At 63.6% G+C, this 15,290-nt stretch carries 12 protein-coding genes and 1 pseudogene; 9 read left to right on the plus strand and 4 right to left on the minus strand.

The genetic code is table 11. From position 1 onward, the window contains the following. From QZ522_RS06080 to QZ522_RS06110, 7 genes and pseudogenes are all read left to right on the plus strand, one after another. Positions 1-324: a gene transfer agent family protein gene (locus QZ522_RS06080; RefSeq protein WP_294608709.1), complete on the plus strand. Its 324-nt coding sequence runs from the start codon at positions 1-3 to the stop codon at positions 322-324. Beyond that, positions 321-527, plus strand: a complete 207-nt coding sequence (locus tag QZ522_RS06085; RefSeq protein WP_294608710.1) for a rcc01693 family protein — start codon at positions 321-323, stop codon at positions 525-527. Before QZ522_RS06080 ends, QZ522_RS06085 begins: the two co-directional genes overlap by 4 nt. Beyond that, positions 520-1,179 carry a phage tail tape measure protein gene (locus QZ522_RS06090; RefSeq protein ID WP_294608711.1) on the plus strand — a complete coding sequence of 220 codons (660 nt, stop codon included), beginning with the start codon at positions 520-522 and terminating at the stop codon, positions 1,177-1,179. The genes QZ522_RS06085 and QZ522_RS06090 overlap by 8 nt, the downstream gene beginning before the upstream one ends. Before the next feature lie 18 nt (positions 1,180-1,197). Next, positions 1,198-1,830: a DUF2460 domain-containing protein gene (locus QZ522_RS06095; protein WP_294608712.1), complete on the plus strand. Its 633-nt coding sequence runs from the start codon at positions 1,198-1,200 to the stop codon at positions 1,828-1,830. Continuing rightward, positions 1,827-2,704 (plus strand): annotated as a pseudogene (locus QZ522_RS06100) (DUF2163 domain-containing protein). Before QZ522_RS06095 ends, QZ522_RS06100 begins: the two are co-directional and overlap by 4 nt. Further along, positions 2,701-3,144, plus strand: coding sequence for an NlpC/P60 family protein (locus QZ522_RS06105; protein ID WP_294608713.1), 444 nt, complete (start codon positions 2,701-2,703; stop codon positions 3,142-3,144). Before QZ522_RS06100 ends, QZ522_RS06105 begins: the two are co-directional and overlap by 4 nt. A 3-nt stretch (positions 3,145-3,147) precedes the next feature. After that, positions 3,148-7,155: a glycoside hydrolase/phage tail family protein gene (locus tag QZ522_RS06110; protein WP_294608714.1), complete on the plus strand. Its 4,008-nt coding sequence runs from the start codon at positions 3,148-3,150 to the stop codon at positions 7,153-7,155. Between the two features lie 147 nt (positions 7,156-7,302). On the opposite strand, the gene QZ522_RS06115 is transcribed toward QZ522_RS06110, so the two are convergent. Beyond that, complete coding sequence (locus tag QZ522_RS06115) at positions 7,303-9,570, minus strand: DEAD/DEAH box helicase (RefSeq protein ID WP_294608715.1); 2,268 nt, start codon at positions 9,568-9,570, stop codon at positions 7,303-7,305. Between the two features lie 180 nt (positions 9,571-9,750). Here QZ522_RS06115 and QZ522_RS06120 point away from each other — a divergent pair, with 180 nt between their 5' ends. Beyond that, the gene (locus tag QZ522_RS06120; RefSeq protein WP_294608716.1) at positions 9,751-10,917 is read left to right on the plus strand and encodes a M20 aminoacylase family protein; all 1,167 of its coding nucleotides are present in this window, start codon (positions 9,751-9,753) and stop codon (positions 10,915-10,917) included. 129 nt (positions 10,918-11,046) lie between these two features. Here the strand turns inward: QZ522_RS06120 and purB are convergent, their stop codons facing one another. Continuing rightward, positions 11,047-12,351, minus strand: a complete 1,305-nt coding sequence (gene purB, locus QZ522_RS06125; RefSeq protein ID WP_294608717.1) for an adenylosuccinate lyase — start codon at positions 12,349-12,351, stop codon at positions 11,047-11,049. Positions 12,352-12,503: 152 nt separating this feature from the next. Between purB and QZ522_RS06130 the strand changes: the two genes are divergently transcribed. Beyond that, positions 12,504-13,274, plus strand: coding sequence for a DUF3445 domain-containing protein (locus QZ522_RS06130; RefSeq protein ID WP_294608718.1), 771 nt, complete (start codon positions 12,504-12,506; stop codon positions 13,272-13,274). A gap of 130 nt (positions 13,275-13,404) precedes the next feature. On the opposite strand, the gene QZ522_RS06135 is transcribed toward QZ522_RS06130, so the two are convergent. Beyond that, complete coding sequence (locus QZ522_RS06135; RefSeq protein ID WP_294608719.1) at positions 13,405-14,259, minus strand: lytic murein transglycosylase; 855 nt, start codon at positions 14,257-14,259, stop codon at positions 13,405-13,407. 86 nt (positions 14,260-14,345) lie between these two features. After that, the gene (locus QZ522_RS06140) at positions 14,346-15,197 is read right to left on the minus strand and encodes a hypothetical protein (protein ID WP_294608720.1); all 852 of its coding nucleotides are present in this window, start codon (positions 15,195-15,197) and stop codon (positions 14,346-14,348) included. Positions 15,198-15,290: the final 93 nt, after the last annotated feature.

Consider the following 15,290-nt stretch of genomic DNA (forward strand, 5'->3'; position numbering starts at 1 on the left):
ATGGCAAACCCCTGGGCAGGTGAGGTGGAACTGGTCATCGACGGTCAGCGGCAGCTTCTTAAGCTGACACTTGGCGCACTGGCTGAACTTGAAGCGGGTCTTGCGGCCGGATCGCTGATTGATCTGGTAGAGCGGTTCGAGGGGGGCGCCTTTTCCACCGGCGATGTGCTTGCGCTTGTTGTGGCGGGTCTGCGCGGAGGGGGCTGGCGTGGCCGCACCGCCGACCTTTTGAGTGCCGAGATCGAAGGTGGGCCCCTGGCTGCGGCTAGGGCCGCGGCCGAAGTGTTGGCGCGCGCCTTTGCCTTGCCGGATGAGGCGGGATGAGCGGGCGGTTTGATTGGCCCGTCCTGATGCGCGCAGGCCTGCATGGGCTGGGCTTGCGCCCGGCGGAGTTTTGGGCGCTCACCCCGGTCGAGTTTCGATTGATGCTGGGGCGGGCGGGGGGCGTGCGCCCGATGGCACGCGACGGGCTGGAGGCGCTGTTGCGTGCCTTCCCGGACACAAAGGGAGAGATAAGCGATGGATGAGTTGGAGCGGACAGAGGATCTGGAAAGCCAGATCACGGCGCTGGATGCCTCTTTGGGGCAGGCGGCGGATATGGCGGCGGTGTTCAACGCCGAGCTTGGCCGGGTCCGGGGCGGGTTTGCACGCACCGGGCAGGATGTGCAGACGCTGGAACGCGGCATGAGCCGGGGCTTGCGCTCTGCCATTCGCGGCGCGGTTGTGGATGGCGACAGTCTTTCGGATTCGCTTCGGACATTGGCGACCTCGATGATTAACACCGCCTTTAACGCGGCGACGCGGCCGGTCACCGATCAGGTTGGCGGGCTTGTGGCGCAGGGGATCGGAAGCCTGGTTGGCGGGCTGTTTCCCTTTGCCAAGGGTGGCAGCTTTTCACAGGGCCGGGTGCAGCCCTTTGCCAATGGCGGCGTCATCAGCGGGCCGACGACTTTTCCGATGCGCGGCGGCACCGGGTTGATGGGCGAGGCCGGGCCAGAGGCGATAATGCCGCTGAGCCGGGGGCCCGATGGCAAGCTTGGTGTGCGGGGTCAGGGCGGGGGCAATGTCAGTGTGGTGATGAACATCTCGACCCCCGACATCGAAGGGTTCCGACGCAGTCAGGGCCAGATCGCTGCACAGCTTGGCCGCGCGATCGGGCGCGGCAATCGCAACCGTTAAAGCAAAGGAACAGGGCAGATGGGATTTCATGAAATACGCTTTCCGGCCAGCCTGAGTTTCGGGTCGCTTGGCGGACCTGAGCGGCTGACCGATGTGGTGACGCTGGCAAACGGCTTTGAAGAGCGCAACACCCCCTGGGCGCAATCGCGCCGCCGTTATGACGCGGGGGTGTCGTTGCGCGGGCTTGACGACATCGAGGCGCTAATCGCGTTTTTCGAGGCGCGGCGCGGGCAACTTTTCGGGTTTCGCTGGAAGGACTGGACCGATTACAAGTCGGGCCGCGCGAAGGCTGATCCCGATTACCGGGATCAGGTGATCGGTGTGGGCGACGATGTCACGGTCGCGTTCCCGCTGTTCAAGACCTACCGGTCGGGCGAGCAAAGCTATGCCCGCCAGATCCGCAAGCCGGTAGAGGGAAGCGTGCGCGTCGGGCTTTCAAACAATGAATTGCAGGACGGCGTGCATTACGAGGTCGATCCAACCACAGGGATCGTGCGCTTTGCCGAGCCGCCCAATGTCGGCGTGCAGGTGACAGCGGGTTATGAATTTGACGTGCCGGTGCGCTTTGACACCGACCGCATTCAGACCAGCCTTGCCAGCTTTCAGGCGGGTGAGGTGCCGAATGTGCCGGTGGTGGAGATCCGGATATGAGCGGGCTGAACAGGGCGCTTGAGGCGCATCTTGGCACCGGGGTGACGACCACCTGTCGGTGTTGGGCCTTGTCGCGGCGCGACGGGTTTGTTCTGGGGTTTACCGATCACGACAACGCTTTGACGTTTGAAGGGATCACCTTTCGCCCCGAGACCGGGCTGAGCGCGCTTGCCTTGCAGCAATCGACCGGGCTTTCCGTGGATAATACCGAAGCCTTGGGCGCGCTCAGCGATGCGGCGATCCGCGAGGATGAGATCGAGGCCGGGCCGAGGTGCGCGCCTGGCTTGTGAACTGGACCGAAGTGGCCGCCCGTCAGTTGCAGTTTCGCGGCACGATTGGCGAAATCAAGCGTGCGGGCGGTGCGTTCGAGGCCGAGCTGCGTGGTCTGACCGAGGCGTTGAACGTGCCGCTTGGGCGGGTTTATCAGAAAAGCTGCACTGCGGTTCTGGGGGATCGCGCGTGCGCCTTTGACCTTGCCACCCCCGGATATGTCAGCGAACGGGCCGCCGAAGAGGTCACGGACCGGCGGGTCTTTCGCTTTGCGGATTTGGCCGGGTTTGCGCCGGATTGGTTTCGCCATGGGGTTCTGAAGGTTCAGAGCGGTGCGGCAAGCGGCCTTCAGGGGCTGATCAAGCGTGACCTCGTTGAAGGGGATGCGCGGGTGATCGAGCTTTGGCACCCTTTGGGGGCCGAAGTGATCACCGGCGATCTGCTTCGGATCGAGGCGGGGTGCGACAAGCGCATGGCGACCTGTCAGTTCAAGTTCAACAACCTTCTGAATTTTCAGGGCTTCCCAGATATTCCCGGCGATGACTGGACGATCTCCGACCCTACCCGTTCGCCGCGCCTTGATGGCGGGAGCAGACGGGTATGAGCGGTCAGGGAGAGCGTATCGTCGCGGCGGCGCGGGGATGGATCGGCACGCCCTATCTGCATCAGGCGGCTTGTAAGGGTGCCGGGTGTGATTGTCTCGGGCTGATCCGGGGACTTTGGCGAGAGGTGCTTGGCGCCGAGCCAGAGCGCCCGCCGGCCTATTCTATGGACTGGTCAGAGCCTGCGCGCATCGAGGCGCTTTGGGAGGCGGCCAAGCGGCATCTGCGCCCCAAGCCGATCGCCGGTGAGGCGCCCGGCGATGTTCTTTTGTTTCGGATGCGTGACGGGTCTGTCGCCAAACATCTCGGGGTAGCGGGCCATGTCGGTGCGCAGGCCACATTCATTCACGCCTATTCGGGTCATGGCGTGGTCGAAAGCCCGCTGAGCGCGCCTTGGCGGCGGCGTATCGTGGCCCGGTTCGAATTCCCGAAGGAGGGCTAAGCGATGGCGACCATTCTGTTATCCGCTGCGGGGGCAGCAATCGGCGGGGCTGTCGGGGGGACAGCCTTGGGGATTTCGTCGGTTGCGATCGGGCGTTTCGCCGGGGCCGTGATCGGCCGCTCGATTGATCAGCGGCTGTTGGGGCAGGGCTCTGACGTGGTTGAAAGCGGGCGGGTCAGCCGTCTGCGGCTGACCGGCGCGGGCGAGGGCGATGCGATTGCGCAGGTTTACGGCCGCATGCGCGTCGCCGGTCAGCTGATCTGGGCGACCGAGTTTCGCGAAGAGGTAAGCGTGACCCCCGGCAGCCGTGGCGGAGGCAAGGGAACGCCGCGCCCCGCGACGCCGACCACCCGGCAGATCAGCTATTCGGTCAGCCTTGCCCTGGCACTTTGCGAGGGCGAGATTTCGCATCTGGCGCGGATCTGGGCTGATGGGACCGAGATCGCTCGAGACAGCCTTAACATGCGGGTCTATCGCGGCACGCGCGATCAGCTGCCCGATCCCAAGGTCGAGGCGGTTGAGGGTGCCGGTAATGTACCCGCCTATCGCGGCACCGCTTATGTTGTGATCGAGGATCTCGATATAGGGGCTTTTGGTAACCGCGTGCCGCAGTTCAGCTTTGAGGTCTGTCGTCCCTCTCAGGCCACGACGCCCGGCGCCGAGCTTGATCCGGTTCATGCGGTGCGTGGCGTTGCCATGTTGCCGGGCTCGGGTGAATATGTGCTGGCCACCACGCCTGTGAAGATGAATTTCGGCCCCGGCTCGGCGGGGCTTGCCAATATCAACACGCCTTCGGAAAAATCCGATTTCGCCACCTCGCTCGAGGCGCTCACCGGCGAGTTGCCTGCCTGTCGGGCGACGTCGCTTGTGGTAAGCTGGTTCGGCGACGACCTGCGCTGTGGCACATGTCGCATTCGCCCGCGCGTCGAGCAAAAGCAGTTTGACGCGTCGAACATGCCCTGGCAGGTGTCCAGCCTGACCCGCACCGCAGCAGGCACCGTACCGCGCGACGGCCAGGACCGCGAAGTGTATGGCGGAACCCCAAGTGACCAATCGGTGATCGAGGCAATCCTTGCGCTGCAACAGGCGGGGCAGGACGTGCTGTATTACCCGTTCATCCTGATGGAGCAGATGCCCGGCAATGGCCTTCCCGACCCCTATGGCGACGGCGGGGAACAGGCGGTTTTGCCCTGGCGCGGGCGCATCACCACGGCCAAGGCCCCAGGGCAGCCCGGCAGCAGCGATGGCACTGCTGGCGCCGAGGCCGAAGTGGCGGCGTTTTTTGGCAGTGCGCGCGCCACTGATTTCGCGGTGACGCCGGTCAATGCGCTGGCGCAATCCACCCCCGGTACGGGCGTGCTTGATCTTCTGAGTTTTGGCGGGTCGGTCAAGGTCAGCCCGGTCAGCTATCATGGCCCCGACGAGTGGTCCTATCGCCGCTTTATCCTGCATCAGGCGGCGCTCTGTGCGGCAGTGGGTGGCGTCGAGAGCTTTTGCATCGGCTCGGAAATGCGTGCGCTGACCCAGATCAGAGGGGCGGGCAACAGCTTTCCGGCGGTGGCACAGCTGATTGATCTGGCGGGCGAGGTGCGCGCGCTGTTGGGGCCGGGTGTGAAGATTGGCTATGCCGCAGACTGGTCCGAATATTTCGGCTATCAGCCGGGCAATGGCGACCGGTTTTTTCACCTTGATCCGCTCTGGGCCAACGCCAACATCGACTTTGTCGGGATCGACAATTACATGCCGCTGTCGGATTGGCGCGAGGGTGACGATCATCTGGATGCTGATTGGCGCAGGATCTACGATCTGGACTATCTGCAATCCAATATCGAGGGCGGCGAGGGCTATGACTGGTTCTATCACTCGCCCGAGGCGCGCGCTGCGCAAATCCGGACGCCGATCACGGATGACCCTTATGACGAGGCCTGGATCTGGCGGTTCAAGGACATCCGCAATTGGTGGATGAATCCCCATCACGAACGGATCGACGGCGAACGCCGTGCCGAGCCGACCGCATGGGTGGCGCAATCCAAGCCGATCCGCTTTACCGAATACGGCTGTGCGGCGGTCGACAAGGGCACCAATGAACCGAACAAATTCGTCGATCCGAAATCGTCGGAATCAAGCCTGCCCCACCATTCCACCGGGCAGCGCGATGAGCTTATTCAGCTGCAATACCTGCGGGCCATGGTCGGCTATTGGGGCGATGCGGCGCAAAATCCGCTTTCCGAGGAATATGATGGGCGGATGATCGACATGGATCACGCCTATGTCTGGGCCTGGGATGCGCGGCCTTATCCGTTTTTCCCGGCCAATACCGGGCAGTGGTCGGATGGGGCGAATTATGCGCGCGGGCATTGGATCACCGGACGCGCAAGCGCGCATCGGCTGGCTTCGGTGGTCGAGGAAATTGCCGCGCGCGCCGGGTTGCGCGATCTCGATACGCATTCGCTGCATGGCTATCTGCGCGGCTATCTTGTCGATCAGGTGTCCGATGCGCGCGGGTCCTTGCAACCTCTGATGCTGCGCTATGGGTTCGATGCGATCGAGCGCGCGGGGCAGCTTCGGTTTCGCCTGCGCGACGGCAAGGCGGATCATGCGATTGACCTTGATCTCGTGGTGCGCGACGGCGAACTTGGCGGTGTCATCGAAGAAACGCGCGGCAGCGATATCGAGCTTGCCGGTCGGGTGCGCCTGCGCTTTGTTGAGGCGGATGGCGATTACGAGGCGATTTCGGAAGAGGCGATCCTTCCCGATGACGTGACCCATGCAGTGGCAACTTCGGAAATGCCGCTTGCGATGACCCGCGCCGAGGGACGTCAGGTGGTCGAACGCTGGCTGTCCGAGGCGCGCGTGTCGATTGATACGCTGCGCCTGACCCTGCCGCCGTCGCACCTGTGCGCAGGGGCGGGAGATGTGCTGACCCTGCCGCAATCCGAGGGCGGCGGGCGCTTTCGCATCGACCGTGTCGATCAGATGGGCAATGCACAGCGCATTGATGCGGTACGCATCGAGCCGGAAAGCTATCGCCCGATCCTGATTGAGGATGTTCCTGCGCGGCTTCGCCCCTTCACGGCGTCAAGCCCGGTGGCGCCGCTCTTTCTCGACCTGCCGTTGCTTTCCGGCGAAGAGGTGCCGCACGCGCCCCATATCGCGGTCATGGCCGATCCATGGCCGGGCTCGGCGGCGCTCTACGCCTCGGATCAGGATGCCGATTACCGGCTGGATTCACTCATTGCCGCGCGCAGTACCATCGGCCTTACCCAGTCGCCGCTTGTCCCGATCGGTACGGGGGTGATTGACCGGGGCGAGGGGGTTTTCGTGCGGATGCTGCATGGCACGCTGGAAAGCATCACCGACGAGGCCCTGCTGTCGGGTGGCAACCTCTGCGCCATCGGCGACGGCACCCCCGATAAATGGGAGCTGTTCCAGTTTCGCGATGCCGAACTTGTCGCCCCCGGCACCTACATCCTGCGCAATCGCCTGCGTGGCCAATTGGGAAGTGAAGCGGCGGGGGCTGAAACCTGGCCGCAAGGCTCCTACCTGGTACGGCTGAACGGAGTGCCGCAACAGATCGGCCTTGGTGAGGCGCAGCGCGGGCTGGCGCGCCATTACCGGATTGGCCCGGCGGGGCGACCGGTGGATGATCCGGCCTTCGGGCATGCGGTGATCGCCTTTGACGGGCTTGGGCTGCGGCCCTATGCGCCGGTCCACCTTCGTATGGCCGAGGCACCGGGCGGCGATCTCGCAGTGTCCTGGATCAGGCGCACCCGGATCGGGGGTGATCGCTGGGACACCCCCGAGGTGCCGCTTGGCGAGGAAAGCGAACGCTATCTTCTGCGGGTGATGCGCGGCGCCGTGATCCTGCGCGAAGTGATCCTGTCCAGCCCGGCTTGGACCTATGCCGCCGCGGAGCGTCTGGCGGATGGGCCAGAGGCTGGCATGCGGATCGAGGTGGCACAGATATCGGCAAGCTTCGGCCCCGGCGGTTTCGCGCGCCGCGACCTCTGAAACGCCCCTGGCTTTCACCATTCCCTAAATACTCCCGCCGGAGGCGTCCGGCGGGATCGGCATATTCAGCGGCTGCGGATGCACGGCTCAGTCATCGCGCGCAATCTCTCGCCCGGATAGCTTATGCTGGATACGGGCAAGCGGCGCTTAGGGCTTATTGCGCTTCGGCGGGGTGGTTCCGCCAAATCCGGGGCGGCCCTTGGGGGCACCGGTTTTGCCTGTGGGCTTTTTCCCCGGACCTTTGCCGCCCGGACTTTTGCCACCCGAACCTTTGCCAAACGGCTTGCCGCCGCCGGGCTTGCCCGGCTTCCCTGTCATCCCCGGCGGGGTGAAACGCCGACTCGCGTCTGCGGCGGGGGTGTGTCTGGGCTTGACGGGTTCTGACGGGCGGTCATCGCTTTTGGCAAAGGGCTTGCCCGCCGGTTTACCTGAGGGCTTGCCGAATGGTTTCCCGCCCGGTTTTCCAGCTGTCTTGCCATAGGGTTTGCCACCGGGTTTGCCTTTGGGCGCGCCTGCGGGTTTGTTATCCCAGACCTTCTTGGGCGCCTTATGCGGCTTGTCACCGCCGGTCTTGCGGAGCGGGGTGACGGCACCGTCTTCGACGGCCTTGGTCATCGGGGTCGGTTTCGGTTTGTCAAAGCGCGGTTTGTCCTGCCGCGGTTTGTCATAGGGTTTTTTCTCGGCGGCCGGTTTCTGATAGGCGGGTTTCGGTTCTGGCGCGGCCTCGGGCCTTGGCTTGTAGCGCGCGCTATCGCTGTCGTTGTCGCGCGAAGGGCGCGCATCGCGGCGCGGGGCGAGGTCGTCGCGCGGTGCACGGGGGGCAGAGCGGCCTCCCAGATCAGGGGCCCCTTCGATCCGGCGCACGCTCACGCCATCCTCAAGCTTGCCTTCGGGACCGATTGCGTTCCAGAATCCCGGCGCGCTTGCCTCGGTCAGTTCAACAAATGTCTCGGTCGGCTGAACCCGGATCGCGCCGATGCAGTCCTTGTCCAGATTGCCCGCGCGGCACAAGAGCGGCAGCAGCCAGCGGGCCTCGGCGCGGTCATTGGCGCCGACCGACAGGGCAAACCAGGCGCTTGGGCCGAAGGGTTTGTGGTCTTTGGCGGGCGGGCGGCTGTCGGGCGGGCTCAGTTCTTCCGGTGCCGACCAGCTTGACTGGTAAAGCCGCAGGTAGGCCGCCGCGATCCGTTCGGGGCTGTGCTGGGCCAAAAGTTGTTCGGCAAAGGCGGCCTCGGCAGGAGTGGGTTCTTCTGACCAGACCGGATCGGACAACAGCCGTTCATGATCGCGCGCCTCGATGTCTTCGGGCGTTGGCGGGGTCGTCCATTCTGCGGTGATCTTGGCGAATTTCAATAGCCGTTCGGCCTTTTTCGCAGTCTTGGCGGGGACAATCAGTGCGGAAATTCCCTTGCGACCGGCGCGCCCGGTGCGGCCCGAGCGGTGCAACAGCGCTTCGGAGTTGCTGGGCAGTTCGGCGTGAATGACCAGTTCCAGGTTGGGCAGGTCGATCCCGCGCGCGGCCACATCGGTGGCCACGCAGACCCGCGCGCGCCCATCGCGCATCGCCTGAAGCGCATGGGTGCGTTCGGACTGGCTTAGCTCGCCTGACAGCGAGACGACCGAGAAGCCGCGATTGGCAAAGCGCGCGGTCAACCGCGCCACGGTGGCACGGGTATTGGCAAAGACGATGGCATTTTGGGCATCATGATAACGCAGCAGGTTGATCACCGCGTTCTCGGCATCCTGCGGGGCGACACGCAGCGCCTGATAGGTGATATCGGCGTGCTGCTTGGTGCCCGACTGTGTCGAGACGCGCACCGCGTCGCGTTGAAACTGTTGGGCAAGCTTGGCGATCATCGGCGGCACGGTGGCCGAGAACATAAGCGTGCGCCGGTCCTCGGGGGCGGCGGCGAGCATGAATTCAAGATCTTCGCGAAACCCTAGGTCGAGCATCTCGTCGGCCTCGTCCAGCACGACGGCGCGCAGCGATGTCATATCGAGCGAGCCGCGCTTGATATGGTCGCAAAGCCGCCCCGGCGTGCCGACAACGATATGTGCGCCCCGGTCCAGCGTGCGGCGTTCGTCGCGCATGTCCATCCCGCCGACACAACTTGCGACCCGCGCACCGGCCTCGGCGTAAAGCCAGCTCAGTTCGCGCATCACCTGAAAGGCAAGCTCGCGCGTCGGCGCCACGATAAGCGCCAGCGGCGCGGCGGCCGGGGGCAGGGTTTCGCTGTCGCCAAGCAGGGTCGGCGCGATGGCAAGCCCAAAGCCCACCGTCTTGCCAGAGCCGGTTTGCGCCGACACCAGAAGGTCGGAGGTGGCAAGGCCCGGTTCCGTGACCGCCTCTTGAACGGCCGTCAGGGTGTCATAGCCGCGAGCGGCAAGGGTTTTGGATAGGCTGGAGATGATCATGGGTTTGGGTCTGCTTCGGTAGGGGGGAGGGGCGCGTATGGGCGCAAGCCGCGAGCCATACCCGACCTCGGCACGGATGTATATGGGCAAATGCCGACAGGTCGACGCGCCCCCTTGCCGCAGCAGCGCGATTGCGCCACGGTATGGGCAACTTCCAGAACATATCAGGAGCCATGCCCGATGCCCGTCAAGAACCGTTTCGCCGAATTGCACGATGAAATCACCGCAGTGCGGCGCGATATTCATCGACATCCCGAAATCCTGTATGAAACGCACCGCACCAGCGCGCTTGTTGCCGACAAGCTGCGGGCGTTTGGCTGTGACGAGGTGGTGACCGGCATCGGGCGCACCGGCGTGGTCGGCGTGATCAAGGGCAACAGCACCGGATCGGGCAGGGTCGTGGGATTGCGTGCGGATATGGATGCGCTGCCGATCCAGGAGGCAACCGGCGTGGACTATGCCAGCAAGACGCCCGGCGCGATGCATGCCTGCGGCCATGACGGGCATACGGCGATGTTGCTTGGGGCTGCGCAATACCTGGCCGAGACCCGCAATTTCGATGGCACCGCCGTGGTGATCTTTCAGCCGGCCGAAGAGGGTGGCGCCGGCGCCCGCGAGATGTGCGAGGATGGCCTGATGGAGCGTTTCGGAGTGCAGGAGGTGTACGGCATGCACAATTGGCCGGGCCAGCCGCTTGGCTCATTCGCCATCCGCCCCGGCAGTTTTTTCGCCGCGACCGACCAGTTTGACATCGCGTTGACCGGCAAGGGCGGGCATGCGGCCAAGCCGCATGAAACCGTCGACCCCACTATCATGGCCGCGCATATGGTGACCATGCTTCAGACCATTGCCAGCCGAAATGCCGATCCGGTGGATCAGGTGGTGGTTTCCGTCACCTCGTTTCAGACCTCGTCGAATGCCTTCAACGTGATTCCGCAGGGCGTTCACCTCAGGGGAACGGTGCGGAGCATGAGCGCAGAGATGCGCGACCTTGCCGAGCAGCGGCTCAAGGGGATTGTCGAGAGTGTGGCATCGGGCTTTGGCGGGCGTGCCGAGGTAAGCTATTATCGGGGCTATCCGGTGATGGTCAATCACGCCGAGCAAACCGAGTTTGCCGCCAGCGTGGCGCAGAAGATCAGCGGGGCCTGCAATGAGGCGCCGCTCGTGATGGGTGGCGAGGATTTTGCCTTCATGCTGGAAGAGCGCCCCGGGGCCTATATCCTGATCGGCAATGGTGACACCGCAATGGTGCATAGCCCGGATTACAATTTCAACGACGACGCTATCCCGGCCGGATGCAGCTGGTGGGCGGGGGTCGTCGAAGAGCGGATGCCTGCGGGCCATTGAGGGCAGGCTGGGGGCGCTGCCCCCGTCCAGGAAAATTCAATGAATTTTCCCGGACTCCCCCGGGATATTTTGGGCAAGAAGAAAGGCAGACGGGGCAGATCGTGACGCCCCGTCCAAGCCGGGTTTCTATCAGCCGCCGAAGACGCGGGCAAAGATCGTGTCGACATGTTTGGTATGATAGCCAAGGTCGAACTTTTCCTCGATCTGTTCGGCGCTCAGCGCCTTGAGGACGTCGGCGTCGGCCAGAAGTTCGGTTTTGAAGTCCTTGCCCTGTTCCCAGACCTTCATGGCGTTGCGCTGGACCAGTTTATAGGCATCCTCGCGCGAGACCCCGGCCTGTGTCAGGGCCAGAAGCACGCGCTGGCTCATCACCAGGCCGCGGAACTTGTTCATGTTGGCCAGCATGTTGTCGGGATAGATCACCAGCTTTTCAACGACATTTGTCAGCCGCGCCAGGGCGAAATCAAGCGTCACGGTGGTGTCGGGGCCGATGGCGCGTTCGACCGAGGAATGCGAGATGTCGCGCTCGTGCCAGAGGGCGACATTTTCCAGCGCCGGCAGGACCGACATGCGCACCAGCCGGGCCAGGCCGGTCAGGTTTTCGGTCAGCACCGGGTTGCGTTTGTGCGGCATCGCGGAAGAGCCCTTTTGACCGGCAGAGAAGAATTCTTCGGCCTCAAGCACCTCGGTGCGCTGCATGTGGCGGACTTCGATGGCGATGTTCTCGATCGAGCTGGCGACGACGCCGAGGGTGGCGAAGAACGCCGCGTGCCGGTCGCGCGGGATCACCTGGGTGCTGATCGGTTCGGGGCTCAGGCCGAGTTTGGCGCAGACATGTTCCTCGACCGAGGGGTCGATATTGGCGAATGTGCCGACCGCGCCCGAGATCGCGCCGGTGGCAATCTCTTCGCGCGCGGTCTTGAGGCGGCGCAGGTTGCGGTCCATCTCGGCGTAAAACCGGGCGAATGTCAGGCCCATGGTTGTCGGCTCGGCGTGGATACCGTGGCTGCGCCCGATGCGCACCGTGTCTTTATGTTCCAGCGCCCGGCGTTTCAGGGCCGCCAGAAGGCCTTGCATATCCGCGATCAGGATATCGGCGGCGCGGGTTAGCTGAACGTTGAAGCAGGTGTCGAGCACGTCCGAACTTGTCATGCCCTGATGCACAAAGCGCGCCTCGTCGCTGCCGACATGTTCGGCCAGGTGGGTGAGGAAGGCAATCACGTCATGCTTGGTCACGGCCTCGATCTCGTCGATGCGGGCCACGTCAAAGGTGACATCCTTGGCCTTCCAGACAGCCTCGGCATTGGCGCGCGGGATGACTCCGAGATCGGCCATGGCATCGCAGGCATGGGCCTCGATCTCGTACCAGATACGGAATTTGGTTTCGGGGGACCAGATGGCGACCATGTCGGGGCGGGAATAGCGGGGAATCATCGGCGATCCTTGCAAATATCTGTGAAAACGGGGTTCGTCGCGCTTGTAGTGCGTGACGCTGCGCGCGGCAACCCGGCGCTTGTGCGGCAAAGGGTGCAGGCGAAGTGCAATTTTGGGATGCGGGCGGGAAATGACTTGGCTAAGGTCGCGCCATGACCGGAATTTTACAAACAAACCTGCCCTACGACGCGGCCGCCGGGCGGCCCTTGCCGGGGATCGCGCCGGTGCCCTTGTCGGACTGGCTCATGGTGGATGAAGCCTTCGCCGCGCAGATGCGCGAGCGGGCGCGGCTGTTGGACGAACAGCGCGAGTATGTGCTTGCGGTGACGCCCGAGGGCGCGGCGGCGGCACAGGAGTTGCTGGAGTATGTGCTCGCCTGGCTGGACGCGCATGCACCGGGCTATGCGGTTGCCGCCGATCTGGTGACGCGCCCCGACGGCGAGCGGGTAAAGGTGGATCGCGACGATCCGATGGGCACGCTGGGGCATCTGGTGCAGGAGGATCTGTGCGTTTTGCAGAAGCAGGGCGATGAGCATGTCCTGAGTGCTGCGGTTCTGTGCTTTCCCGCAAGCTGGCGCCTGGCCGACAAGATCGCCCGCCCGCTTAGCACGATCCATGTGCCGGTGCCGAGCTATGACGCGGGCATTGCGCGGCGCGTGCAGCGTCTTTTCGACGGGGTTCAGGTGGATCGCCCGCTCTGGCGGTTCAATGCCCTGCGCTACGCCGACCCGGCCCTGCATCAGCCGCGCACGCGTGTTCAGCCAAGCGCGACGGGCGGGGCGGATTATCCCTATCTCAGATCAGAGCGGCAATGCGTTCTGCGCCTGCCAAGGACACAGGCGGTCGTGTTTTCGATCCATACCTTCGTGATCGACGAGCGCCTTCAGGTGACCGGCGGTGTGGCCTCGCGCAAGACGGTATAAGTCAAAAGCGCCGCGCCGACGGGCAGAACCTGCTCAGCCTCCTGCGCGTTTTGCGCGTGCGGTGACTTGGCCGTGGGTCTGCCTGCTCATGATCTGGCCCGTTAATCTTTCGGGGAACAAGGGGAAACGATCAAACCGGGTCAGGTGTCTTCACGCGACGACGGGGCGTATAGCCGCCGTCGATCCGGGCCGCCATGATCGCGATCGCCTTTTGATAGACACTTGCGGCATTCCATTGCTGGATGACGGCGAAATTGGGTTGGCCTTCGAGGTATCCCTTGCCGGGCTGCCAGCCTTTCTGGCGCAGGAAATTGGCGGTCGAGGCCATGGCATCGGTCAGGTTATAGAAATCAACCCGCCCGTCGCCGGTGCCATCCACCCCGTAGGTCAGGGCATTGCCCGGCAGAAACTGGGTATGGCCCAACTCGCCGTGTTTGGCGCCTTTGGTCCGGGCGGTGATGCTGCCGTTATCGACCAGTCGAAGCGCGCCGATGGCATGCGGGCGAAAGAAATCAGAGCGGCGGCAATCATAGGTCAGGGTGACAATCGCCGAAACAACGGCGCTGTCGCCCATGAAGCCGCCAAAGCCGGTTTCCATGCCATGAATGGCAAGCAATACACCGGCCGGAACGCCGAAACGGTTTTCAAGCGAGGCGTAAAAGGCCGCGTCGCGTGCCTTGCGCTTGCGGCCCTGGGCCACAATGGTGTTGGCGCCGCGCACCTGCATGAACTTGTCGAGCGAGTAGCGAAAGCTTTTCTGATTGCGATCCGCCGCGATGGTGCTGCTGGCATAGGTGGCATCCGCCAGTGCATTCAACCCGCGCTGTCTGACCCCTTCGCGCGCGGCCTCTTTCGCAAAGGCGGCTTTCCAGCCCGCAAACCCGTCCGCCGTATTGCCGCAAGGGGCCGCATCCGCAGCGCCTGCAAGGCAAAGCGACAGGCTCAGACCTGCCAGAACGGACCGGAATTTGTACCTCTGCAACATCGGAACACTCCTTGAAGCATGACCTCACACAAGTCTATCCGATTGCCGGGCGCTTACAAAGCCGGCGCCGGGGGGGGCGCCATCGTCTAACCCAGAATACCCTGGACCACGGTCATCGCCTGGGCGGTGGTGCCAAATGTCTGAAGTGTGATGAACGTCCCGGTCAGCGCCGCCGTCTGTGACGTAAGCCGCAGGTTTTCGCCGCGCAGCAGATTGATAACCACGAGGGCGGCTGCCATCGGCAGGGCAAACAACCCAAGCGTGATGGTCATCATCCAGACCGACAGCCGCAGCGGCGCCGTTTTTTCGCGGATGTCTTCCTGTGGTTCCGGGGCCGTCGGCTGATCTTCGAGAAAGACCATGCGCAGGGCGCGTTCGCCGCGATGGCCACGCGACAGGCGCGCCTGAAGCATAAGGTTGGTTTCCTCGATTTCAGGCAGGACATGGCGGCGCGGTACGACCCTGGACGGGGCGACGGCGATCTCAAGGGGCTGTTCCTCTTTGGTCGCGTCTTCGTCGGGCAGGGTTGTGGCCAACTGGAAATCGGCGCTGCTGAGCAGGATCTGTGGATCGGTCCACTCGACAAAATCGGGGGACAGGGCACGGTGCAGGATACGCAGCACATGCGCCATGATCGACAGGCTTGCCTGCGTGTCCTCGGGGGTGCCCATGTCTGACCGTGTCAGGGTGAGGGCAAGAAAATGCGCGGCGGGTCGCTCCAGCGTGGGAATAAGGTAATCCGGCTTGTTTTCGATACGAAGTTCGAAATTCTCTGTGCGGGCAACGACTTCGTCGTCCGAAAGGATCGCAAGCCCGTTTACGTGTTCATCCAGCCGGTCCAACGTGGCGCAGGCCCGATTGCCGATGGTCACGATGTCAAATGTTCTCATCCCGAGAAACACGAGCCCCGAGGTATACTTTTGAGTGCTGCTGCTCATGCTGGCATCCATTCATGCTGTATTTACATGTCCGAGTATGGCCCCGAAAATTGTGTCCAGTTTGTTTCAAATATGGATACATTTAGGCAACTG

The sequence above is a fragment of the uncultured Roseovarius sp. genome, assembly GCF_913054395.1.
Taxonomy (GTDB): domain Bacteria; phylum Pseudomonadota; class Alphaproteobacteria; order Rhodobacterales; family Rhodobacteraceae; genus Roseovarius.